This window comes from Vibrio sp. 10N.222.52.C12 (assembly GCF_041474215.1).
Taxonomy (GTDB): Bacteria; Pseudomonadota; Gammaproteobacteria; order Enterobacterales; family Vibrionaceae; genus Vibrio; species Vibrio crassostreae_C.
In genome coordinates this window covers 1-25,084 of sequence record NZ_JBFRTR010000072.1, presented here as the reverse complement: position 1 = coordinate 25,084, position 25,084 = coordinate 1, and the positions used below count along the sequence as shown (strand labels likewise).

Annotated in this window: 17 protein-coding genes; 8 read left to right on the top strand and 9 right to left on the bottom strand. The window is 43.5% G+C overall.

The window, feature by feature from the left end:
- Positions 1-49 precede the first annotated feature (49 nt).
- The gene (locus AB4623_RS13695; RefSeq protein WP_029235437.1) at positions 50-670 is read left to right on the top strand and encodes a DNA-J related domain-containing protein; all 621 of its coding nucleotides are present in this window, start codon (positions 50-52) and stop codon (positions 668-670) included.
- A gap of 125 nt (positions 671-795) precedes the next feature.
- Here AB4623_RS13695 and mrdA read toward each other — a convergent pair whose 3' ends face one another.
- From mrdA to AB4623_RS13670, 5 genes are all read right to left on the bottom strand, one after another.
- Entirely contained in the window at positions 796-2,694 is a 1,899-nt protein-coding gene (gene mrdA / locus AB4623_RS13690; protein WP_017060075.1) for a penicillin-binding protein 2, read from the bottom strand.
- 376 nt (positions 2,695-3,070) lie between these two features.
- On the bottom strand, positions 3,071-4,726 hold the full coding sequence (locus AB4623_RS13685; RefSeq protein ID WP_017060076.1) for an ABC-ATPase domain-containing protein: 1,656 nt from the start codon (positions 4,724-4,726) through the stop codon (positions 3,071-3,073).
- Between the two features lie 120 nt (positions 4,727-4,846).
- Positions 4,847-6,754, bottom strand: coding sequence for an EAL domain-containing protein (locus AB4623_RS13680; protein WP_372146665.1), 1,908 nt, complete (start codon positions 6,752-6,754; stop codon positions 4,847-4,849).
- Between the two features lie 179 nt (positions 6,755-6,933).
- Positions 6,934-8,133, bottom strand: coding sequence for an enoyl-ACP reductase FabV (gene fabV / locus AB4623_RS13675; RefSeq protein WP_372146664.1), 1,200 nt, complete (start codon positions 8,131-8,133; stop codon positions 6,934-6,936).
- Positions 8,134-8,214: 81 nt separating this feature from the next.
- Positions 8,215-8,832, bottom strand: coding sequence for an arylesterase (locus AB4623_RS13670; protein WP_017060079.1), 618 nt, complete (start codon positions 8,830-8,832; stop codon positions 8,215-8,217).
- Here AB4623_RS13670 and AB4623_RS13665 point away from each other — a divergent pair.
- The 3 genes from AB4623_RS13665 to AB4623_RS13655 all read left to right on the top strand — a co-directional run bounded on the left by AB4623_RS13665 (position 8,831) and on the right by AB4623_RS13655 (position 13,932).
- A complete protein-coding gene (locus tag AB4623_RS13665) occupies positions 8,831-9,505 on the top strand; it encodes an ABC transporter ATP-binding protein (protein ID WP_004730959.1) in 675 nt (224 codons plus the stop codon). The genes AB4623_RS13670 and AB4623_RS13665 overlap by 2 nt on opposite strands.
- 1 nt (position 9,506) lies before the next feature.
- Positions 9,507-11,945 carry an ABC transporter permease gene (locus AB4623_RS13660; RefSeq protein ID WP_372146663.1) on the top strand — a complete coding sequence of 813 codons (2,439 nt, stop codon included), beginning with the start codon at positions 9,507-9,509 and terminating at the stop codon, positions 11,943-11,945.
- Between the two features lie 532 nt (positions 11,946-12,477).
- On the top strand, positions 12,478-13,932 hold the full coding sequence (locus AB4623_RS13655) for an FAD-dependent oxidoreductase (RefSeq protein ID WP_102333626.1): 1,455 nt from the start codon (positions 12,478-12,480) through the stop codon (positions 13,930-13,932).
- A 180-nt stretch (positions 13,933-14,112) separates the two neighbouring features.
- On the opposite strand, the gene AB4623_RS13650 is transcribed toward AB4623_RS13655, so the two are convergent.
- From AB4623_RS13650 to AB4623_RS13640, 3 genes are all read right to left on the bottom strand, one after another.
- Positions 14,113-15,063, bottom strand: coding sequence for a biotin-dependent carboxyltransferase family protein (locus AB4623_RS13650; RefSeq protein ID WP_372058323.1), 951 nt, complete (start codon positions 15,061-15,063; stop codon positions 14,113-14,115).
- Positions 15,056-15,808, bottom strand: a complete 753-nt coding sequence (locus AB4623_RS13645; RefSeq protein WP_017060083.1) for an allophanate hydrolase subunit 1 — start codon at positions 15,806-15,808, stop codon at positions 15,056-15,058. The genes AB4623_RS13650 and AB4623_RS13645 overlap by 8 nt, the downstream gene beginning before the upstream one ends.
- 133 nt (positions 15,809-15,941) lie before the next feature.
- Positions 15,942-16,685, bottom strand: a complete 744-nt coding sequence (locus tag AB4623_RS13640) for a 5-oxoprolinase subunit PxpA (RefSeq protein ID WP_372146661.1) — start codon at positions 16,683-16,685, stop codon at positions 15,942-15,944.
- A 170-nt stretch (positions 16,686-16,855) separates the two neighbouring features.
- Here AB4623_RS13640 and AB4623_RS13635 point away from each other — a divergent pair, with 170 nt between their 5' ends.
- The 4 genes from AB4623_RS13635 to galE all read left to right on the top strand — a co-directional run bounded on the left by AB4623_RS13635 (position 16,856) and on the right by galE (position 22,517).
- On the top strand, positions 16,856-18,919 hold the full coding sequence (locus AB4623_RS13635) for a TonB-dependent receptor plug domain-containing protein (RefSeq protein ID WP_372146659.1): 2,064 nt from the start codon (positions 16,856-16,858) through the stop codon (positions 18,917-18,919).
- On the top strand, positions 18,909-19,445 hold the full coding sequence (locus tag AB4623_RS13630; protein ID WP_017060086.1) for a YfiR family protein: 537 nt from the start codon (positions 18,909-18,911) through the stop codon (positions 19,443-19,445). The genes AB4623_RS13635 and AB4623_RS13630 overlap by 11 nt, the downstream gene beginning before the upstream one ends.
- Entirely contained in the window at positions 19,445-21,418 is a 1,974-nt protein-coding gene (locus tag AB4623_RS13625) for a diguanylate cyclase domain-containing protein (RefSeq protein WP_372146657.1), read from the top strand. Before AB4623_RS13630 ends, AB4623_RS13625 begins: the two co-directional genes overlap by 1 nt.
- 85 nt (positions 21,419-21,503) lie before the next feature.
- Positions 21,504-22,517: a UDP-glucose 4-epimerase GalE gene (galE, locus tag AB4623_RS13620; protein WP_372146655.1), complete on the top strand. Its 1,014-nt coding sequence runs from the start codon at positions 21,504-21,506 to the stop codon at positions 22,515-22,517.
- Positions 22,518-22,875: 358 nt separating this feature from the next.
- Here the strand turns inward: galE and AB4623_RS13615 are convergent, their stop codons facing one another.
- On the bottom strand, positions 22,876-25,008 hold the full coding sequence (locus AB4623_RS13615) for a TonB-dependent hemoglobin/transferrin/lactoferrin family receptor (RefSeq protein WP_017060089.1): 2,133 nt from the start codon (positions 25,006-25,008) through the stop codon (positions 22,876-22,878).
- Between the last annotated feature and the right edge of the window lie 76 nt (positions 25,009-25,084).

Below are 25,084 nucleotides of genomic sequence, written 5' to 3'. Positions count from 1 at the left end.
TCCACAGTTCTAGAAATCCATTAATTCAGAGAAGCTAACTGAGTCAACTATGTCGAATTATCAAGATGTGAGAGCAAACTTTCATTGCCATATGGAAAACCCATTGCTTTGGCCGATAATGGAAGTGCTTAAGCAAAAGCCAAGCGGATGGAAAGTACACACATTGGCAGCTCATCTGAACGATCTTGGGTTTGTGCCAGTGTTGGATGCTGTGCCTGAGAAAGAGTTGTTTAAAAAGAACTTCCTTATCATGAATGCGCTTTATCAGCTTCAAGAAACCTTACACCCAGATGGTTGGCTCCAAGTCCAAGCGATGGACATCGAATTGATGAATGGTCGTTATCACGGAAGCAGTCACAGCATCGATCATCAAGACCCACTTCGAGAATACTACATTAATTGGGTTAACTATGAAGCGGATGAAGGTGAAGTCAAAAGGCTGTTGAACGAATTTTGGACTCGGTATAGAAAGTATGTGGGTGGTGATGAACTCGATATGGATCGAAGTCGAGCATTGAACCTGTTTGAGTTACCTTTAGACGCGACACACCATGAAATTAGAAAACGTTGGCGACAACTGGCATTGAGATGGCATCCGGACAGAGACGAAGGCAACACCGCAAAATTTCAGACGCTCTGTGAAGCATGGCATGTATTAAGAAGCTCATAATCGACAGGCATTTTTAGCTGTCTAATTGCTTAGAACCCTAAAACAGAAAGCCCCACATTGTGAGTGACACAAGTGGGGCTTTGTCGTTATTACGCTATGTGCTGTAGCGACTTAAGTTATTGGTGTTAGGAGTGATCTTTGCTCTCACCACTTTTATGTTCAAAGGCATAGTCGAGTACTTTACGGATATAAGGCGCACCAACTTTTGAGCCACCGTTACCGTGTTCAATAACCACAGTTGCGACATATTCAGGGTGTTCATACGGTGCGAAAGCCGTGTAAAGCGCATGGTCAAGCAAGTGTCTAGCGAGTTTCTTCGAGTTGTAGACCTGGTCTTTCGCAAGATCAAAGACTTGTGCAGTTCCTGATTTACCGCCGCTCGTGTATTCAGTTCCCTTAAATGCACGTCTGCCGCTGCCTCGATTACCGTGGTTTACGAGTCGCATCGCATTGATTGGCACATCCCAAATTCTATCCGGTACTTCGGTGATTGAGGGCATTGGCTCCGGTTCGACAAGTTGTTGTGTACTGAAATCTTCACCGTGATCTAAGGTGGCTCTTAAGATATGAGGTGGCATCACCTTACCATGATTAACCAATACTGACGTTGCTTTAGCAAGTTGCATAGGTGTCGATGTCCAATAACCTTGGCCAATACCAATCGGAACTGTGTCACCCTGATACCAAGGGGTGCGATAACGCATCATCTTCCATTCTCGAGTCGGCATGTTGGCGGTACTTTCTTCATAGATATCAATGCCTGTCGGTTCACCAAATCCAAATCGGTTCATCCAACTTGAAATTCGGTCAATACCCAAATCGAAAGCGGTTTGATAGAAGAATGAATCTACCGACTCTTCAATGGCTTGAGTGACATCGACAGGTCCGTGACCCCAACGTTTCCAGTCACGCCACGATTTAGAGTTTCGTTTAGAGCCAGGAATTCTCCAAACGCCATGGTCGTTACGGATGGTATCTTCAGAGATGACATGTTCTTGCAGTCCTGCCACAGCCATAAATGGTTTAACGGTTGAGGCAGGAGGATAAACGCCTAGAGTGGTGCGGTTAACCAACGGGTGAGCCGGATCATTCAATAAACGTTGGTAGTTCTTACTCGAAATGCCGTCGACAAATAGGTTAGGGTCGTAACTTGGGCTTGATGCCATCGCCAACACGCTGTTGTCTTTCGGATCGAGAATAACCGCGCTTCCAGTTCGGTGATCAAGTTGCTCAAAGACGTATTTTTGCAGCTCAAGGTCAATATTTAACACGATATCTTTACCAGCTACTGGCGGCACGTACTCAATGGTTCGGACTATTCGCCCACGGCTGTTTACTTCGACTTCTTGATAACCTTTGGTGCCGTGCAGAATATCTTCGTAATAACGTTCAACACCCAGTTTTCCTATGATTGTTGTAGCTTGATAATTCGCTTCTATCCCTTGTTCTTCAAGCTTTCTGAGATCGCTATCATTGATGTGCGCCACGTAACCAAGAACATGGGTAAGCACCTCACCATTCGGGTAAAAACGCTTTAAGCTGGTATCGATAGATAAGCCGGGGAACTGGTACTGGTGCACGGAGAACTTGGCGATCTCTTCCTCCGTTAAGTTCTCTAGAATAGTCACAGATTTAAAACGGCGGGTGTTGTGATAGCGTTTTTTGAAACGAGCGATCTGCTCTGCATCACGGGGGACATATTTGTCTAGCTTGGTGAGCATTGCATCGACATCATCGGTTTGCTCAGGAATCATGGTTAGATCAAAGACAAGCTTGTTCTCTGCAAGCAACACGCCGTTACGGTCGTAAATAAGTCCACGAGTAGGGGCGATAGGTAATACTTTGATTCTGTTGCCATCGGCACGAGTTTGATAGCTTTTAAAATTTTCAACTTGAAGTCGGTATAGATTGCCGACTAAGACAAGAGTGAACATCAAGATCCCACAAAACGCGACGATTACGCGGTTTTTGAATAGGTTCACTTCGATTTTATGGTCACGCATCTTAACGCGTTTATGATTCATTGAAGCCTCAAGGGTCTGTTACATTTGGTTACACTTGTCGAATCGGGACTTTATCTGAATATCACTAGGGTTTTGTAAAAGCTGTGTCATGTTTTGAGGGATCGACAGCATTAGATGGCGGTAAACAGTGCCTTTAATTTTCTCATTACAAAAGATGATAAGTAATTGATGTAAAGATTGGTTTTATGAATTTATAAAGTTCAAGAGTTTTGACGACACTAGAGGTTAGGTCAAAAGAGGTTAGATAAATTTACGGCCCTCAGAATGAGAACCGTAGAAGGTTAATTTGCTTATTTAGTGGCTTAGAAGCTTTAGTAAATTAGAAGATTAAAACTTCAAAAACCTAGAAGCACAATAAATCCGATATTTAACGAAATCAGTTCGAAGGCTTGAACTGAGATTTACGCATACGGTTCAGAGCAGCCATCACATCTAACGTTCTTGGTTTCGCTAGGTCACCGTAGTTAGGCATGTTAGCGTGCCATTCGTTTTCTAAAATAGCGTTAAACTCTTTAGCAGGGTTGTTTGACCAACCTGGAGTTTGTGCGAATTGGAACCAAGCCCAACCGATCGCATTCACTTCAGACGGTGATTCTAATTGCTCAAGCGCAGAAAGGTCTGCAAACTCTTTACCAAAACGCAGTGACTCTTTGCCTTTAGCATTAACACGGAATTTACCGTCAGTCAGAATGTTCATCAGTGAAGCACGGTTCAATGAACGCGGTACAAACGTTTCTAAAGCAGTTTCACATTCGTTAGTACGCTGAGTAGGGTGCTGAGCAATCACGTCTTTTGCTTTTTCAGTCACATCTACCGCTTGGTAGTCGTGCATTTGAATCACAGTGTTCGCGACATCTAGGTAATCACCAGAGCCACCCATTACAACAATGGTAGAGATATCCATCTCTTCACGAAGCTGACCAATGCGGTCGACAAGTGGTGTGATTGGCTCATCGCCTTTTGACACTAGCGCTTGCATACGCTCGTCACGAATCATGAAGTTAGTCGCTGACGTATCTTCATCGATAAGTAGAGTTTGAACGCCGGCTTCAATCGATTCTTGTAACCAAGCCGCTTGAGACGTAGAACCTGACGCATCTTGTGTGCTGAAGTCAGATGTGTCTTTCTGCATTGGTAAATGGTTGATGTAGTTTGACAGGTTCAAGCTGTGCACACATCGACCATCTTCAGCGCGGATCTTCATCGTATCAATCGCAGTTACAATGCCTTCGCGACCGTCACCAGGAATATGGTTGTAGATAGAACGTTCAACGGCGTTCAACAGTGTCGATTTACCATGGAAACCACCACCAACGATCAGCGTAATGCCTTTTGGAATGCCTAGGCCGGTCACGTCACCTTGGTTTGGAGTATTTAACGTAACACTCAATGATTCTGGAGCCGCGAAAGGTACCGCGTCTTTCATTGGAAGGTCGCAGTTACCCGCGATACGAGGTAACACACTGCCGTTTGCAACGAAAGCGGCTAGGTTGTTTTCATCCAATTGAGCACGCAGCGCTTCTTGGTCTTCAATCGTTTCACAATGTTTGATCATTGCATCGATGTTTAACTCACGCTCAAGCGTCGCGCGACGAATAAACTTCGGTAAGTAGAAAGTGATGATGTTGTTCGCTTTCTTAGCAAGAATGCTACGACCATCAGCTGGTAAATTAATACGGAAACGAATTTCGATGCCGTGGTCTGTGAATACAACAGCTGTGTTGTCTAATACGGTTTGACCCGTCAGCGCGATAGAAACAGTCGACTCTTGTTTCGCGAACTCAGAGAAGCTACGTGCGATAAAGTCACGAGCGGCTACTTGGTATTCGTAAGATTTTTCTTTCAGCCAATCTAACCCGGTCAAAGACCACGCGCGCGTTGCACGAAAACGAGAAGCTGACGCGTATGGGTCACCTTGGATGTGGTCGATGTGTAATTCAAAATCAGCAAAGTCGTATTGACCTTTAATTTGTTGATATGCACGGTAGTTTTGTTTTTCGAGCTTTTTAAGCTTTGCAGTCAACTGATCCATAACGAGGAATGCCTATATAAGGGGAAAGATAAAAACAGAAAGGCGGCGATTATAAAAATCACCACCTTTAGAGTAAAGAGAAAGTAGGCCTAAATCCAAAACTAACTGCTCTTTTTCGCTTTAAGCGTAACGAGTTGTCCCCAAATAGTTTTGATTGATTAAGCTGTGTTCGAATTCTTGGCTCGGCATTGGTCTTCCGTAAAGGTAACCTTGGCCCACATCGCAGCCTTCGTTAATAATAAATTGCTCCTGAACCTCCGTTTCTATGCCTTCAATCGTCACTTTTAAGTCGAGCTTTTTGGCAATTTGGACAATAGAACGAACAATTTCCGAGTCTTCGTGTGAGTTGAGCATTTGGTCGATAAAGCTCTTATCAATCTTAATGGTGTCGAATGGGAACTTCTTCAGATAACTGAAGGAGGCGTAGCCCGTACCGAAGTCATCTAGTGACAATGTAACGCCAATATCGTGCAAAGATCCCAAGGTATTCTTGGCAACCACTTCATCTGCTATCAGTCCACTCTCCGTAACTTCAAGTTCTAAGAAACGAGGCTCTAAATGATAGGTTTCGAGTAGGTGAACCACTTGTTCCGCAAAGTGTACGTTCTTGAGTTGAATTGCAGACACATTCACAGCCATCTTGAAATCTTCAACGTATTCGGACCACTCTTTGGCTTTTTCAATCGCATTGCGTAAAACAAAGCTGCCCACTTCGAAAATCAAACCGTTTTGTTCAGCCATGTGGATCAGGGTTTCGTTAGAGATATCACCCAAAACAGGATGTCGCCAACGAAGCAAAGCTTCAGCACCGACCCAGCGATGCGTCAACGGGCTAACTTTGGGTTGAAAGTAGAGCATAAGGTCATCATTACGAACGGCTTGAAGCAAATAGCCTTCGATCTTATTAATGTGAGTTTGTTCTTCGGTATGGGATTGAGAGTAGTAAGCGAACTTTTGTCCTGAATCTTTGCAGGCTAACATCGCTTCAGAAGATTTCTGCAGAATGCTTTCCGCGTCATCTTCGTCGTTCGTAATTGCAATCCCAATAAACGCGTGCAAATGCACTTTGTCACTTTCGATGTCGAATTCTGAATGACCAACTTTAACGAGCGTCTGGCAAAGTTCTTCAAGGCGATGGTGTAAATCTTTAACGCTAAACGCCAATACGAGGTCAACCGAAGTAGGGCGTGCAGTTAATACATCGATATCAGAAATACAGTCGATGCGTTTTCGGTATTCAACAAGCACTTGGTCTAACGCGTTATAGCCGTAGCGTGCTTGTATGCGTCTACCGTTGGTAAAACCAATATGAACGACTGCAAATGAGCTGTCTGTCAGCCTTCTCTGTGACAGTAGCTTGTGGTTTAAGCGAGATTCAAATGCGTTTCGGTTTAAAAAGCCGGTGCCGAGGTCGTGATTCTTTTGGAAGTTAATCTTCTGTTCAGCCGCTTTTCGTTTATCAATTTCTTGATTCAACGAGTAATTAAGGCTCGCGAGATCTTTAGTGCGATTGTAAACGCGGTTTTTTAGGTCGCGATTCATTTGGGTAAGCTTGGCGTGTTGGAATAGGGTTTTAAGCTGAGATTCAATCGAGGTGCGAAAGCTCTGTAAAAGCTTGATATAGGTGGGGGTGTAGTGGTTTTCTTTCGAGTCTAAAATGCAGATAGTGCCAAATAATTCACCATTCGGCCAAAGCAGCGGAATGCCACAATAAGAGATTAAGCCAAGCTTCGTGTCGGGGTTGTTTTCCCAATCAACATCGGCAAGCGCATTGGGTACCACAAGTTGCTGCTGGGAATCCATCACCGTCTCACAGTAAAGCCCATTGCCTAGGGTTTCAGAATCACCTTTGTTGTATGGGTTATTTTCATTTCGGCTGGTCGAGAATACTTCAATATAATTGGCGTGAACACGCATGATCAGTGCTGCGGGCACTTGAGTAATTTGAGCTAAGAGGTCGACAATATTCTGCCAACCGTGCTCCATATCGTCTGGGATATCTAAATCGAGAGTTTTTATTTTCTTCATATGACTCCGAGTCAATTATGCTAAATGCATCAACACATCCTGTGTTAATTATGATGAACCAAAGAAAACTGTGAATCTTACGTTAACTAAGTATAAGAAATGTTGCACGAAAAAACCTCCGCAATTATGCAGAGGTTTTCAAATGTGAATACGGGTCTCAGTAATGAGATAAATTTCGATTAGGGCTTTAATTTTATAAAGTCTTCGCTATTCAGTTTCTTACTGTAATCTACTGATGGCTGCGCGAACCCGTTGAGCTGCAAGAACTCGTCTTTGAACCCTTGGTAATCACCTAAAGTTTGGAAGTTGTTTTCATCCATCTTTTCTAGTAGTTCAGTTACGTGCGCTTGGGTTTCTGGGTCTAATTCCCAATCATCCATACGGATCAATCGCTCACCATCAAGTGGTACTTTGGATTGACCATAAAGTTTACTGCCAAACAGACGCTGCATTTGTTGGATACAACCTTCGTGGGTCTCTTTCTCTTTCATCACCTTATACAAAGCAAGTAAGTAAGGGCTTAATCCAGGGATGAAAACGCTCGCTTTAGTGACTAGGGCTTTACATACCGCCGCGTAAGCGTTGCCATCAAAGTTAGCTAACTCTAGATTAAGAGCGTGGCTGGTTTGATGAAGGTCGATCTTAGCGCGACCTAAAGTACCGTCTAAGTAGATAGGGTGCGTCACTTCAGGGCCAACATAGGAGAAGGCGATCGTCTTACAACCCGGAGCAATAGATTCTGCGTTGATGAGCTCATCTATCCATTGTTCCCAATCTTCGCCGCCCATCACTTTGAGCGTGCTTTCGGCTTCTTCTTCCGTCGCGGCATCAAGTGTGTTGGTCACCCAGTTATCGTGTTCCAGAGAAATGGTTGCACCAGTTACGCTTTCATCAATAGGCTTGATTGCAGAGCGCCAAAACTCATCAGAATCTGGTTTAGGACGAACGCCTGCAGCTAAGCTATAGATAATCAGATCCACTTCACCTTCGAAGTAGGTTTCAATGGCTTCGACAACTTGTGAGCGTGTTTCTTGCGAAAATGCGTCGCCAACGATGTTGATAGCAGTGCGTTGCTCTCGTTCGGCTTCTTTTTTGAAGTAGATGTTGTTGTACCAACCAGCACTACCTAGGGATTTTTCGTTTGGACCGCGCTCGAATGAGACGCCGATAGTGTCAGCTTTTGCGCCGCCAAAGGTAAGGGCAATACGAGCGGCAAGGCCAAAGCCTGAGGAAGCGCCGATAATCAGTACTCGTTTAGGGCCATCTTTGATTTGCGGCGCACTCTTAACAAACTTGATTTGTTGCTTTACGGCTTCTTGACAGCCAAGAGGGTGAGCGCTTTTGGCTACCACACCCTTGATAACAGGTTCGATCAGCATAAATAACCTTACAGTTAACGGTGATATGCACTCAGGCTAACGTAAAGCTGTGTAAAATTTATTGAGCTAGACCATTAAAACTTAAAGATACTGATATAATTCTTCGGCGACGAATTCAGCAATCCAAGGTTGAGCTTCTGGTTTTGGATGCAGTCCATCGTTCATCATCCACTCAGGTTTGAGGATGATATGCTCTAGGAAAAACGGCAAAAGTGGCACGTTTTGTTGATCAGCAAGCGCTGCAAAAACGTATTCAAACTGCTGGTTGTAACGCTTTCCGTAATTTGGTGGGATTTTAATCTGCATCATTATAGGTTTGGCGCCCGCAGCTTTTATCTGCTCAATGATCTGCTCAAGATTTGCAGACATCAGCTTAGGTGGGAAACCACGAAGTCCATCATTCGCACCAAGTTCGATAAGAACGGTGTCTGGAGCATGTTCTTCAAGCAATTGTGGTAGGCGGGCTAAACCATTGCCCGTTGTATCACCAGAAATACTCCCGTTAACCACGGTTACCGTTTTGTCATGCTTTGCTAACGCGTCTGGTAACAGGCTTGGCCAACTCTGTTTGATGTCCATGTTGTAACCAGCACTCAGGCTATCACCAAGGACCAGTAACTTAGAATCTAAGCGGGTATCTTGAGCCAAAGAAGCGGTTGAAAATAAAATAAAGAATAAAAAGGAAATTAGTCGAGTCATGCATACATCCATCATTAAAGCAGAAGCTGTTTCGAAGACAGTGTCTACTAATCAAGAACATTTAACAATCCTAGAGCACGTCGATATCGATATTCGTGAAGGCGAAACTGTCGCGATTGTCGGCACGTCTGGCGCGGGTAAATCGACCTTAATGACGCTGCTTGCTGGTCTTGATGTACCAACGAAAGGCGAAATCAGTTTATTAGGACAGCCACTTTCACAGCTTGATGACGAGGCAAGAGCGAAGATCCGCAGTGAATCGGTAGGGTTTGTATTTCAAAGCTTCTTGTTAATTCCAAGTCTTTCAGCGCTACAAAATGTCACGTTACCTTGTTTGTTAAAGGGAGAAGACGAAGACATCGAACGCGCGACTGCTCTGCTTGAATCAGTAGGCTTGAAAGACAGGCTTGATCACTTACCGTCGCAGCTATCTGGTGGTGAACAACAAAGGGTCGCGTTGGCGCGCGCATTTATGATTAAGCCAAAAATTCTTTTTGCCGATGAACCCACAGGCAACCTAGACCAACAAACGGCAGCCAAAATTGTTGAGTTGTTGTTTGAATTGAACTCATCCCACGGCACAACTTTAGTTTTGGTGACACACGATCCTAAGCTTGCACAACGTTGCCAAAGAACACTCAAGATGCATGTCGGTCAGATAGAGGAAGTCTAAATTGAATTCATCAAACGGACTGAATAAACGCCTGTTTTCATGGAGTATCGAAGAGATTCGACACGGTCAGTTGTGGCCAGTTTCAATCGCTTTAACGCTTATTATTGCTTGTGTATTTGCATTGTCGGCGCTGGCCGAACGTATGGAACAGGTAATTGTTAAGCAGGGCAAAGATGCGCTTACTGCCGATAGCGTGTTTATCTCAGCAAACCCTGTTCCACAATCCTTGTTAGACCTCACTCAAGTTGAACAGTTAGAAAGCTCTCAGTTGACTCGTTTTTCAACCATGGCATTCAGTGACAACTCGATGCAGTTAGTGACGGTGAAAGCGGTTGAAAGTAATTATCCATTACGCGGTGAAATGATCTTAGTGGGTGCTGATAAAGCATCAAGTAACCATGTTGAGCCAGGGGAACTTTGGTTAGACGAGCGTATATTTGCACAGTTAGAGGTTGAGATTGGTGACGTTGTCACTATTGGCGATGCCGATTTAGCGATAACTGGACGAATCACTCAAGAACCAGGCTTAAGCTTTAACCCATTCCAACAGATGCCAGCCGTTCTGATTCATACAAGCGATATTGATGCCACGGGAGCGATTCAACCGGGCAGTCGTGTTAGTTTTAGGCTGTTTCTCAACGGTGATGATACAAAACTGCAAGCCGCGCAAGACAGCGTAGAATTAACACCAAGCGATCGCTGGCGTACTCAAGATTCTGCGAGCCGTACTAACGACATGTTCGAAAGCACGACTCAATATCTTTCGTTAACCGTTGCTATTGTTGTGATCATGGCTGCGACCACTTTGGTACTCACTTGCCAACATTATGTTGCGAGTCGCCGTAAAACCATCGCGATGCTTAAGAGTTTGGGTGCAAGCAAGCAGTGGATCGTTAAATGGTTGTCTGTACAGGTATCTTTATTAGTGGTTATCGGTGCAGTACTGGGAATAACTATCGGTATCGGCTTAGAGTTTTTGCTTCGTATACCTCTGGGTGACTTATTACCAACGCCACTTCCTAGCTATGGTATTGAACCTGCAATCTTGGCGATTTTATCAAGCATCTTAATTGGTGTTCCTGCTCTTGGTATCCCGTTAATTGGCTTGGTCAATACCTCGGCAATCAGCGTTATCCAATCAAGTCACCAGTCCAATGAAAGCTACAAGAAATATTTGTTGTTACTGGTACCGATTATTCCAATGATGCTGATGTATGGCGACAATCTATTGGTATGGATAGTTCTAGCGGGTATCGCTTGCCTGTTCTTAGTACTTGCGGTCGTTAGTACGCTTGTTCTGCGTTTGGTTGGCAAGTTACCGACATCTACGTCTATGCGTTTAGCATTGAGCAGAATTAATCGCACACCTTTAGCAACGGGGATTCAATTTGGCTCTTTAGCGCTTTCACTGATGTTGCTGTCTATCATCTGGTTGGTAAGAAGTGATTTACTGTCAGATTGGCAGCAAACCTTACCCGAGAACGCACCAAATGCGTTTGCACTTAACATTGCAAGCTATGAAAAAGACAGTTATCTCGAGACGATTGATGCAAACGAAGTAGAGCGTACTCAAGCGTTTCCAATTATCCGAGGACGACTGACGACGATAAACGGTGTTGAAGCGTCGGAATACAGCGATACCTCAGGCGAAACAGACGCACTAAGTCGAGAGATCAACTTCACTTGGGGAGATAGCTTACCCGAGTACAATGAAGTGTTAGAAGGTAACTGGACGCAAGAGCATGGCGTATCTGTGGAATCGGATGTCGCGGAGCAACTGGATCTAAAGATTGGCGATGAGCTGTCATTCACAATCAACAGCCAGAATGTTTCTGCCAAGGTGAATAGCATCCGCAAAGTCGAGTGGCGAGAAATGAAGCCGAACTTCTACTTCATTTTTACTCCAGATGTCTTGAGTTCAATCCCTTCTACTTGGCTAGTGAGCTTCAGATTAGAAGAACAACACAATCAGATGCTCAATGAACTCTCTCGAAATCATCCAACCGTGAGTTTGATGGATATTCGTAAGATGGGTAGCAAGATCCAAGAGTTGCTTAAGCAGATTGTTTGGTCGATTACCGTACTTGCGGCGTTAGGTGTGGTGGCGGGGCTGTTGCTTATCTTCACTCTATTGCGATTGAGCTTATCTCAAAGACAACAAGAGATACGCTTGTATCGAACATTAGGCGCGAGTAAGAAGCGAATTCTCAATACTATTTGGTGTGAGTACGGTTTAATGGCGTTAGTCGCAGGCTCAATTGCAGCCCTTGGTTCTGAGCTCAGCGTGGCAGGAGTGATGAACTTTGGTTTTGAGTTACAACCTTCACTTCACCCGATGTTGTGGATAGCGCTACCGGTGCTAACGTTCATCACATTAGCCGCGGTAGTGAATAGCTTAATCAAACGTTTGTTGGCACCAGTAAACAAGGATTTTGGCTAGTCGTTAGCGAGATCTAGCCAAGCGCTTAAAACGGTCTAAAAGTGAGATTATTTATACTTAGTCATGCACTATTTATAATACGTCGCTTTAGACCGTTTTTTATTTAACCAACCGGTAGCATAAGTAAAAAATATCGCACCTTAGATTCCACTGTTTTTAGCATTTTTTAAAACTAATTACCCAATAATGCCGATTTAATGAACAGCGGTTAGTCCCTGTAAACAAAGGGTTTGCGCAACTTAGCAAGAACGTTATCAACAGTTATCCACAAAAACGGTGGATAACTTTAGGGATAAGTTAACCGCTATGTTTTAAGAGTACTGAGGCAGCCTTTATGTGGCGTCACTTAGGACAAATTTGACTGTTAGAATAACCTTTAAAACCCTATCTGGAGTTATTGAGTCAAGAGATTATTTATGTTTTTTACATAGATATTAAATCCCGCCTATCTAAGACCTTGATAAAAATGTGTTTTAATTCATCGCAGAACAAAAGTAGAATAGAGGCAGTTAATCTTATTCTACAGAACACGATGAACCACAACAAAACGGATACAAATCAACCTTCTATTGCCATTGTTGGTGGTGGTATTGCCGGAACAACGAGCGCGATTCACTTTAGTGAGTTGGGTTTTAAGGTCACTATCTTAGAAAAAGGGCCGAGTTTGGTTAATGGTCCACCAATTTGCCACCTGCACGCTGGCGGCAATTTGTATCGAGATATTTCTGTAGAGCAGTGTCTTCAGTTGCTCACGCAGTCAATTGATACCGTCCGCTTATTTCCTCATACGATCAATATTCGTCCGACAATCATCGCCGTTCCGCACAGTGATGGTGGAGAGCCGTTGGATCTGCTTCCTCGTCTCAAGATAATCAAAAGCGCTTATGCCGATCTTGTTAAACAAGATAAAAGCAACCAAGTGCTCGGTGATCCGGAAGAGTATTATAAGCTGTACAGCAAAGAAGATTTATTAGCACTTTCTGCGAAAACACAGCCTCTGAAACCAACATCGCTTGATGATTGGTGTATTCCTTTCGCCAAGCATACGGATTTAGAGACCCTAAAGTATCCTGTTGCGATGGTCCAAGAGTATGGCTGGAGCGTATTCCGACTTTCTGCGACCGCTCAACTCTCTTTGGGGCAACAAGCTAACTGTACTGTGTTAACCAACAGCCGATTACATTCTGTTGAGTCGACAGGTCAAGGTTGGTCTTTGACTTATACCGATGCCGAAAACCAAAGCTGCCAACTAACGACCGATTACTTGATTAATGCGAGTGGGTTTGAAACGGGTATCGTAGATGACTTTGTTGGCTCTAAGCAGCAAAGACTTGTTGAGTTTAAAGCTGCATACGTTACAGAGTGGCCATATTCGCAAGAATGTAAGGAAGAGTGGCCAGAAGTTATCTTCCATGGCCCGAGAGGCACACCGCAAGGCATGGCGCAATTAACGCCGTATGCTGATGGTGTGTTCCAACTTCACGGCATGACAGAAGGGATTACTCTGTTTGAGGGTGGGCTTGTTTCATCGTCAACAGACTCGTCACAGCCACAGTTGCCTTCGAAGCTGCTTAAGAAAATCGTATCGGGTTGGAGTGAAGATCAGCTTGAATTAAGAACTCGCGCGGCAATAACGCATATGTCTCAGTTCATCCCAAGTTTCAGTTCTGCATTGGTCGGTGGTAAACCTTTGTTTGGTGCACAACAGATTCCGGGAACCGATCCAAGCTTGAGAGCTTCAGACGTTTCATTCTGTGGGGATCGCTATGCTCGACTTGAAGTAGTAAAAGCTTCTTCAACATTAGAAGCGGCACAAAAGGTCGCTGAGCAATGGTTTGATGTATCAGAGGCGGCATCTATTGAAGACACACACTCAGTGACAATGTCACTTAATCTAAATGATATTGAAAACAGAGCGATAGATTTGACACAAGAACGTGGATACCCAGAAGCGCTTGCCAAGGTGTCAGGTCAAGATCACGCTTAATAGCCTATAATTAGTCTATCATCATCGACTGCGTTTAATTTCTTCAATTCGGCTTACTGTAATAGGTAAGCCGAATCTTCATTTCAACATCTGCTTAGATACCGAACCTCATCTAAATGGCATCTTCCTAGTTGATTATTCTCAGCTACATAGCATTTAGCACATAACACATCGCAAAAACTAATAGCCGAAAAACTGAGCCCATTGGCACCAAACATCTTGTAAGCCCAAGCGATCGCCCTTGCTGAACGATATCGCATGTCCAGGTTTTGCTTGCGCCAAGCGTGGTAAATCGATTCTGGCGACACATCCTATCTTCGGATAACCACCTATGGTCTGTCTATCATTAAGCAGCACGATAGGCTGTCCATCTTGTGGAATTTGAATCGCACCTAGGGCAATGCCTTCTGACAATAGCGAAATGTCAGGCGAGTCTACGGGTTCGCCACTGAGTCGATAACCCATCCGATTTGAGTTTTGGTCAACGTGATACTGCGCGTTATACAAAGTCTCTTTTGCTGACTCGGAGAATAGCTCGCTTTGATAGCCTTCAATCACTCGTAGGTTCACGGGTAGATTGTAATCAGGCGTGTATCGGAAGGTAACACTCAACGCTTTAAATGGATGAGAGAGTTGGTGTTGGGTAAAAGCGATTTGTTGCCCTTGCTGGCATGGCTCGCCATCTTGCGTTAATCCACCAATCTTTTCACGAGTGACTGTAGAGCAGCTATCAAGAGTTGATGGAACATCGAAACCGCCCTTAATGGCTAAATACGCCCTTAGACCATTTTTAGGCAAACCAAATGAGAGAACTTGCCCCTTAAAAGCTTGAAAAGTGCTCCAGTTAGCCTGTGGTTTACCATCGAGTTTCGCTTGTAAATCACCCCCGCATAGTGCCATCTCGCAATCAAAATCGATTCTCAACGCACATTGCCCAAGCGTGATTTCCAACGCCGCTTGGTTGACTGGGTTGCCCAATAGATGGTTAGCCCAGCTATAAGAGTAGTCATCAACCGGTCCACCTTGCGTTAATCCAAGATGAGCAACACCAAATCGCCCAAAGTCTTGAATCAAACTCAACGGGCCGGGCTTAATCACTGTCAGTGTTGGTTTAGTTTTTGTCTTAGCCATTTACGATGCCTCCACCCAACTCTACAAATTCTTTTTTTGAAATCGCTATGAAACGGACGGTATCACCAACATTAAGCAGAGACAGTGGTCTTTGCGTGATATCGGCGTTCTTCAACTGGCTATGATCGAACAACGGAAGTGGGCAATTGCCAATAATATTCCAACCGCCCGGTGAATCCGAAGGGTACACAGCTGTTTTCGTATCCGCGATGGCGATACTGCCTTTGGGCACAATTAAGCGGGGTGTGGAGTGACGGGGCAAGGCAAGCTCATTAACCACATCCGACATAAAGGCAAAGCCAGGCGTAAACCCAATCGCACTGACGCTGTATGTCTGTGAGGTGTGATGTTGAATTATCTGGTCGAGCGACAGGCCTTTGTTTTGATATCGGTCTAAATCGAGCGCCGTTTCTGGTGAGTAATAGGCAGGAAGCTCAATCGTATCGCGAGTTTTACTAACACTAGAAAAGGACGACAGAGCATGACTCAACAAATTATTGAGCTGTTCAATGAGCTGCTGTTCTGATATTCGATAAGGGAGGTAGTCGACCAATATTGTTTGGTAAGCCGGTGTCACATTCATCAACACCGATGCTAAGTTTTGGCGAATGGCATCGGAAAAGTGAGCTATGTATTGCGCATATTCGGCGCTAGATTGATTATTTGAAGGCGATAGCGTCAAGGTCACCAAAACGCTGCATTCCGCGACTGGCGCTATATTGAATTCAATCTGATTCGTCGTCATTTCGTTTCCATACGTTTGTTATCTTGCCTTTTTAGCTTACTTGGCGTGTCTCACTTCCGTGTCCAAGCCAATACAAGTCAATTAGATCTCACGAGCGATTAGACCATGCGTTATACCAATCACACGCTTCATACTAATTAAAAGCGTTGAGGTCTTGTCTGATTTTTCTAATTAATGCGATGGATTGAGGGTTATCACCATGAACACAGATAGTATCGGCTTCAATAGGCAGTCTTTCGCCCTCTAAAGTCGTAACCGAGCCATAGTTAATGATTTGCATAACTTGGTTATAGATATCGTCTTGATTGACGTAAACCGAGCCTTTTTGAGTACGTGGCGCTAATTGTCCGTTATTTAAATAAGCACGGTCGGCAAACGCTTCAAACAAGAGAGGCAAGTCATGGTCGTCAGCAATATCCAAATACTGTTGATTGTCTGATGAAGAGAGAATCATCAACGGGATGTTAAACTCAGCGACGGCTTGGGCTACCGCATTGAACACATCAATGTTTGCCATCATATCGTTATAAAGAGCGCCATGAGGTTTCACATAGCCAACAGTGGTATGGTGATAGCGGCAAATGGCTTGTAATGCACCGACTTGATAACAAACCAGCTCACTGATTTCGTCCATGGTGTGTGGAATAGAACGGCGACCAAAACCAACGAGATCTTGATAACCGGGATGAGCACCAATTTGGGTGTGATAGTGCTGCGCCAGTTTTATCGTCTTGGACATAACGTGCGGATCAGACGCGTGGAAGCCACAAGCGATGTTTGCCATATCGACCCATTCCATGACCGACTCGTCATCGCCCATCTTCCAATTGCCGAAACTTTCTCCCATGTCGCAATTAAGCAAAATCTTCGTTGTCACGTGGTGCTAATCCTTTACGTTGAGGTAAGTAATGACGGTCTTATAAATACCATAAATAAACAGTGACCTAACTCAAACTTTCGACACCGTAGATTTACCAGTATGGCATTTCATATATAGTTGAACTATTGATTAAAGGATTAATATCTATCTGTATATTAGGTGAGCACATGATATCCCGCCAGGTTTGCTTAGGACTAGCATTAACGATACCTGTTTTTGTCTCTGCTCAAGAAAACTCTCTAGACCAGCTCATGTCGATGAGCCTTGAAGAGTTGTCTATGTTAGATGTCGAAATGGAAACGGCTTCGAAAGTGACACAAAAACTCACTGACATTCCCTCGTCGGTGTACGTACTTTCTAATGAGCGAATTCAGCGTAGTGGGGCGAAAACCATTGCTGAAGTCCTAACACTTGTACCCGGACTCAAAGTCACCAAATTCAATGAAACCTCATGGTTTGTTTCGACACGCGGCTTTCATGATGGGCTATATAACAAGATGCTCGTGATGATGGATGGACGAAGCTTGTTTAGCCCAGTCTATGGCGGTACGTATTGGAGCGACGTTGATTATGTGCTTTCCGACATAGAACGCATCGAAGTACTAAAAGGCCCCGGCGGAACAATTTGGGGAGGTAACGCGGTTAATGGTGTTGTCAATATCATTACTAAGTCTGCCAATGATACGCAGGGGACTTATCTCTCCGGTGTTGCGTCTAATACTGATAACTACGAATTTAGTGTTCGTCAGGGATTAAGCCTCAACGACAGTGTGAATGCTCGTGCCTTTTATAAATACCGAGAAGAACCAACATATCGCACAAATGAATCTGAAAAATGGAAAGCACAAACGGCAGGGATGGTGTTTCAGCCAAGTAATACTGATGAAAATTGGTCATTACGTATTGGTGGTGAGAAAAGCTTTTATGAGTCGGAGTTATATACGTTCCAATATGATAACTCAGGGTCGTTTGTCGTATCACAAGCTAATGATTTCGATAACAAGAGCCAATCTGTTTATGTCCAATTCAACGACTCTCGCCATTTTGATGAAAGTTCGACTCTCTCATATTCATTATGGGGTGAATATAATGAGGATAATGCGCCAGACGCTCCAGGAAGCTATTCGACCCTCGATTTTGACTCTACTTATATCAACCAACTATCGGAAAGCCATCAGCTAACACTCGGTGGTGGCCTGCGATATATGAATATTGATTTCTCCTCAAGCCAAGTTTCGGACGTGGATTGGTACAATCCCGATTACTACGGTCGAGCTTACAACATCCAATCTGCCAACGATTATATTGCGAACGCTTTTATACAGTCTCAAATTCAAATGACGGAAGCGCTGTCTATTACTCTTGGTGCCAAGGTTGAACACTTTACACAGAATGAATCAACTGAGCTTTCACCTCAATTGCGTGGTTTATATAAGTTCACCCAACGTCACTCCGTATGGGCGGGGCTTAGCCGTGCGGTCGTTGCACCATCTTATATGGATTCCAATTCCACTTATTATTTCAATAGTTACAATGCTGACTCAAACAACAGCTACCTAGATGTATATAAATCAAGCTCGAGTCTTGAAACAGAGAGTGTCGTAACGGCGGAAATGGGTTATCGCTACTTAAACAATTCAAATTTCGAACTCGATGCAACGATTTATCTGAGTGAACATGACAACCTTCGCTTTCACAGCTATGACCCGAATGATATCCCTGCGAATCATGTCTATGTCGGTGCGTTGTCTGATGATTATAAAGCAAAAACTTATGGCTTAGAGTTAGGCGCGAGTTACCAACTCACCGCAGATTTAGCCAGTTACCTGAGTTACGCCTATACGACATTGGAAGGTGAGAATAAAGGTGATGACCTGAAATCTAGTCCTCAAACGAGTGTTTATTACGATATTGATAATGAACATTTAGCCACGGCACAGTTGATGTGGAATATCACCGAAAGTTGGCAATTCGATGTGATAGGCCAGTACATTAATGTGAATTACCCAGACTATTGGGTAGCAGGCGATGGCACTCAATATAAATGGCAGTCTTACCCACATGAAATAACCTTTGATGCGCGTCTCGCATGGAAAAAATCGTCCGCAGCACCTTTAATTGAAGTGGTTGTTGAAAATATAGGTAAGAGTGACGGCTATCAAGCTGAATTCACATCTCAGAAAAGCGTCAATCAAGAATCGGTGTATGTGAGGATCTCTCATGAATTCTAAATGGCTTAAGCACCGCATTAAGCTCGGCTTATCTAAACTAGGCTTAGCGGCTTTAACGATGCTTATTGTGCCGTTGAACACCTCAGCTGCTAGCTTCAAACCTTATGAAGTGAAAGCGGTGTACCTTTTTAGAATTGCGAATTTTATACGTTGGAATGATGAAAGCTCAATGAACGCTGTGAACTTTTGTGTGATTGGCGATGAAAAGGTAAGCCAAGTGCTAACGTCAATTACCGAGGGGAAATCTATTCGTTCGCTCGCTATCCGAGTTCAACAGTCGATTACTTCTAAGTGTGATATTACGTATTTGTCTGACCGTAAAAATGACCAATTTCTTAGTCAAGAGCACTCGCCACATACTGTGACAATCAGTGATATCCCTAACTTTACGGACTTAGGTGGAATCATTGAACTCACGCACATCGATAATAAGCTCAAACCTAAGATCAATCTAGAGAACGCAAGGCGCGGTGACTACGTCATTGGCTCGAACCTGTTACGAATCGCTATAGTGGAGGGCCAATAATGTTGTCTTTCATTAATAACATATCGATTAAAAACAAGCTGATATTACCCATTATCATCTTCATCGCAGTCACTTTTGTAACGATCCAATCGGTAAATTACACTGTCACGTTTGAGAGAGAGAAAGAGAGTCTTATTCAGCGTGTTAAAGTGCTAGCACAAGGTGTTGCTTATAACTTGCAAGCCGCGATTTTATTTGAAGACAAGTCATCGGCTCAGGAAATATTGTCAGCTTTCGTCGCAGATAAAGATATTGTTAGAGTGAAGCTCTATGACATCAACGAACAGCTTTTTGCCAGCTATCAGGTGAGCAACACTCTGGTTCCAAGGCCAAACGCAGAAGAATTAGACGATATCGCCGATCATCAATTTGCCATCTCTGAGCATTTCATCTTCTTGCTCGTTCCAGTGACACTGGATGGCGCAGTGATCGCGAACTTGAGAGTAACAATATCGAAAGAGACGTTTAATTCGATCTTAACGAATATTTTCAAGGTTGCGGTCGTCTACCTGTTGTTTCTGGTGATGTTAGGCGGAGTAGTGGTCAAATTGGTGCAACGCTTGATTATCGAACCGATGTTTGACCTCAATGAGGCGATGCAAGCCTTTGTTGAGCGTCGTTCGAAGCAGCCTAAATTAGTCGTAACGAACCGCGATGAAATCGGCGATCTGGTTCGAGCTTTCAATACCATGTTAGAAAGGCTTCAACATCGCGATAACCAAATCAATTTTACGTTAGACAAGTTACAAGAAGAAAAATCATTCGCAAATGAGGTCATTGAAACCGTTCAGCACTCTTTGTTGGTGGTGGATGAAAAAGGGCTCATTCTTCATGCGAACGCAGCTACTCGGGATATTTTTAAATGCTCGGAAGCCTTTCTTGAGAATTTGTTGATCCAAGAGTTGATCGCGACCAAGCAAACGGGTTACTTACAAGATGTTATTGATGCCAATATTGAACTTAATGACGAATTGCTGGAAACCACCGATCTCTTTCAATCAAAACGCTGGCTTCGTGTGAGCAGTCGTTCTTTGACAAAACATGGTCGTATTCTTTATGCAATCCAAGATGTCACCGACATAGAAACGGCCATGAGTCGCCAACGTATTGCTGCGGGTGTTTTCGAAAACAGTAAAGACGGCTTGATCGTGCTCAACTCATCCAATGTGATAACCATGGTTAACCCGGCGATCACACAACTTCTCGGTTATCACTCTGATCTGCTGGTGGGCAAAACACCATTTGAAGTATTTTCGTGGCAGCAATTTTCATCATTGATGCCGACAATTCGCAGTTCGTTAGACAACTATGGTCAATGGCAAGGCGAAGTGTGGGAGAAAAGCGCGTCCGGCACGTTAGTTCCAATGTTTGTCAAAGTGAATCGAATTGCCTCAGACAACGAGAAAGACGAGTTTGATATGGTATTAACGCTGTCTGATTTATCCAACGTTAAAGAGATGGAAAGACTCGAACACTTGGCTCATCACGATGCATTAACCGGGTTAGCGAATAGAGCGCAGCTGTATAAGGTTATGGATGATGTTGTCACGTCGAGCCACTATTCAAATCAGCATTTTGCGGTTATTTACTTGGATTTGGATGGCTTCAAAGAAGTGAATGACAACTATGGTCACGATGCGGGTGACGAAATCCTTAAAGAAGTGTCAAACCGGTTATTATCTCAGGTAAGAGCGGGGGATTTGGTTGCACGTTTGTCGGGTGATGAATTTGTTCTTATTATTAAACAGACAAACAAAGTCTTATTAGCAAAGTTAGCGGAGCGACTGTTGGAGCTAATCGGGCAAGAGGTGACCCATAAACAGCGTTCGCTTCATGTTGGAGCGAGCTTGGGCATACACTTAGTTGATGGTTCAGAGCGTGATATAGACGTGATCCTAAAGGTTGCCGATGAGGCGATGTACCAAGCAAAACGCAAAGGAAAAGGTCAATTTGTGTTCTCTCGTGATAGTTAATAGCCGTAGGCGTTTGTGACCTCTACCTAAGTTGTTGTATCATAAGTGATAGGTTGAATATTTTTAATTAAAAGGTCTGCTAAACATGAATGTTTTAGTTACAGGTGGCATGGGTTACATCGGTAGCCATACAAGTATCCAGATGATCAACGCAGGAATGACACCTGTACTTTTTGATAGCTTGTATAACAGTAAACCAAGCGTTCTAGAGCGTATCGAAAAAGTATCCGGTGTTCGCCCTAATTTCATTGAAGGTGACGTTCGTGATAAAGCGCTTTTGACTAAAACCATGAAGCAACACAACATTGAAGCCGTTATTCATTTCGCTGGCCTAAAGGCGGTTGGTGAATCTGTGGCTAAGCCTCTTGAATACTATGACAATAACGTGAACGGCACGTTAGTCCTTGTTGATGCAATGCGTGACGCTGGTGTGAAAACCTTAGTATTCAGCTCTTCAGCAACGGTCTACGGCGATCCTGCGAGTGTGCCTATCACAGAAGATTTTCCAACAAGCGCAACCAATCCTTACGGTCGTAGTAAGCTAATGGTTGAAGAGTGCTTAACCGATTTCCAAAAAGCTAATCCAGATTGGAGCATTACACTGCTGCGTTACTTTAACCCTGTAGGTTCACATCCAAGTGGTGAGCTAGGTGAAGACCCGCAAGGTATCCCAAATAACCTAATGCCATTTGTCTCTCAAGTAGCAGTGGGCCGCCGTGAATTCCTATCTGTATTTGGTAGCGATTATCCAACAAAAGACGGGACTGGCGTTCGCGATTACATCCACGTAATGGATCTGTCTGATGGCCACATCGCAGCGCTTGAGAAAGTAGGGTGCAAAGACGGTCTTCATATCTACAACCTTGGTACGGGTAACGGTTCAAGTGTGTTAGACATGGTTAAAGCATTCGAACAAGCAAGCGGTAAAGAGATCCCTTACAAGCTAGTTGAACGCCGTCCTGGTGACATCGCAGAGTGTTGGGCAGATCCAGCTAAAGCTCAGAAAGAACTGGGCTGGAATGCAAGCCGCACATTGGCTGAAATGACCGAAGATACATGGCGCTGGCAGTCAACAAACCCGAATGGATTCCCTGGTTAACCTAGTGGTTTCGTGAATGATTCAAAAATTAAAAGATGCTTTCGGGCATCTTTTTTGATCTTAATCGAATAAAAAGTAAATTAGTGGTTAAAAAGTATCATTCTGTATCCGCTGTGTTATTATGCTCGCGAATTATATGTTTAATGTTAATTTTCTTTGGAGTTAATCATGGAACTAGGCCTAATCATCACTTTCATCGTTGCTGCTGCAGTAATGGTTAAAAAAGAGATGGCAGAGAAGTAATTTCACTTATTACCTTTTTTATACAATTTTTTAGTGAAATAAATTAAAAGCCAGCAATTAAGCTGGCTTTTTAGTTTCTGCTGTATCAGATTCTGTCGTTAAGTTTTCTAACGAGTTAGAATTCGTATTTAGCTGTAATTGACCAGTTACGACCTGCTTGCGTGTAATCTTTATCTTCTTGTGAGAATCCACGAACGTCATTCCACGAGTAGTACTCTTCATCCGTAACGTTGAAGAGACCTGCTCTAAGCGTAAGATCCTTCATCGGCAAGTAGTATGCTGTTAGGTCAACTACAGTTGCTGAATCAATTGGTAGAATTTCATCATTCAAACCATCGCTGTTGATATCACTAGACTTCTTACCTGCTGTGTAGCTTATGTTAAGTGATGTACCCCATAGTGCTGAAGGAGCATCATAGTTAAAACCAACGACAGCGTTCCAAGGGTTTACACTGTTAAGAGGATTACCTTCGCCATCTTCACCTTCAGTATACGTTGCAGAAACACGAGTACTAACACCTTTCACTGGCATGAAGCTATTCCAAGACTGTGTATTTGACGCTTCGATACCTTTAATTACGGCTTCATCAATGTTTACATTCTGATATATTGTTGGATCGGCCGGAGTGGCTGAGCCACTAACTGCTACGTTATCAATAAAGTTATCATAATCGCTGTAGAAGATAGCGATTTCGCTTGATGAATAATTTGTGTTATGACGCCAACCTAACTCGTATGAAATACTTTCTTCAGCTTCTAAGTCAGGGTTAGGGGCATTCAAATAACCGTGAGCAGGATTACCAAATGAGTAGTAAAGCTCTTGGAAATCAGGAGCTCTAAAGCCTTGGCTGATTTGACCGAAGATCTTATTTTCATCATTAAGCGTGTAAGTTGTACCCAAACGTCCGGTAACAGCTGAGTCTGAATATTTTGCATAAGACTCTTCTGGGTTACCACTTGGGTTTTGACTTGTATCACCTGGATCAGTTTCAAAACCATCAAAACGAACACCCGGAGTAATCATCCAATTTCCGATCGTCATTTCATTTTGAGCAAAGAATCCATATTTTCTTTCAGATGCGGCAGGGATGTAGAAAATAACTTGGTCTGCGCTGATGGAGTTATATTCGTTATTAACGTTTTTAATGTCTTTGTCCGAATATGAAGCGCCATAGATAAAGTAGTTTTCTACATTACCCGTCATGAAGAACTTATCGAATTGCACATCAAATTGATAACCTTCATCCTCGTAGATATAGTCCTTTTTCTGAACATTACCTGCCGGAGGTAGGAACATACCGCCATTAGAAGTACGATTAGTTACGCCATTCTCTTCTTTGCTCAGCCAGTCAGCTTGCCAAGTAATAGTATCTGCAAACGCTAGGTCTGCATCCCAAATATGTTTGATACCGATTTGCTGTTGGCTAGTTGTGTCTTCGCCAGTGTAGTCGGTGTAACTTGCACTATTTAAATCGGTATCACCAGAATTCTCAATGAAGTTACCAGAAAACTCTAAACGGTGTTGTTCGTTTAATTGGTACTGAAGCTTAACCAACAAGTTGTTGTTCTGAGTATCTTGCTCATCAGGTGTACCAAAGTTATCAGTTTGCTCACCGTCTCTGCGAGTATAAGCAACTAACGTTTCTAGGTCGCCAATACGATTTGCTAAAGCAACCGATTCGCTAAAGGTATTATCAGATGAAGAGTAGTTGAACTTCGCGTGGCCACCGAAGTCTTTGTCTTTTAAAAAGTCACTCGGGTCTTTTGTTTCGAACGCAGCAATACCACCAATCGCGTCAGAACCATACAGAGAAGAAGCCGCACCTTTAACAATCTCGACAGACTTCAACATATCCGTATCGACATCAATGCGTGAAGAGTTAATGAAGTTATATGACTGAGTACCACTTGGAGTAAATTGGCTAGTTTGTGATACTCCATCAACGATAACCTTTACTCGGTTACCTTCCATACCACGAATGTTAATACCTTGAATCCCTTGGCGAGAATTCGTAGTCACCGTGACACCTGGTGTGTACTTAAATAAGTCTTCTACATCCGTAACCATGTTTTTTTCGATATCTTTATCGTTAATCACAGTTACCGACGCAGCAACATCTTCAAGTTGTTGATTAGTACGAGTCGAAGATACAACAACCTCGTCAAATAGGGCATAATCTTCAGCAAAGGCTGATGTTGATGAAAGCGCTAAAACGATTGAAGCAGAGAGCAGGGATTGCTTATACATCTGATAGTTACCTTAGTTCCATAGTATTATCTTGATTTGCGAAGATGATATTGGATCTAAATGATAATTACTATTA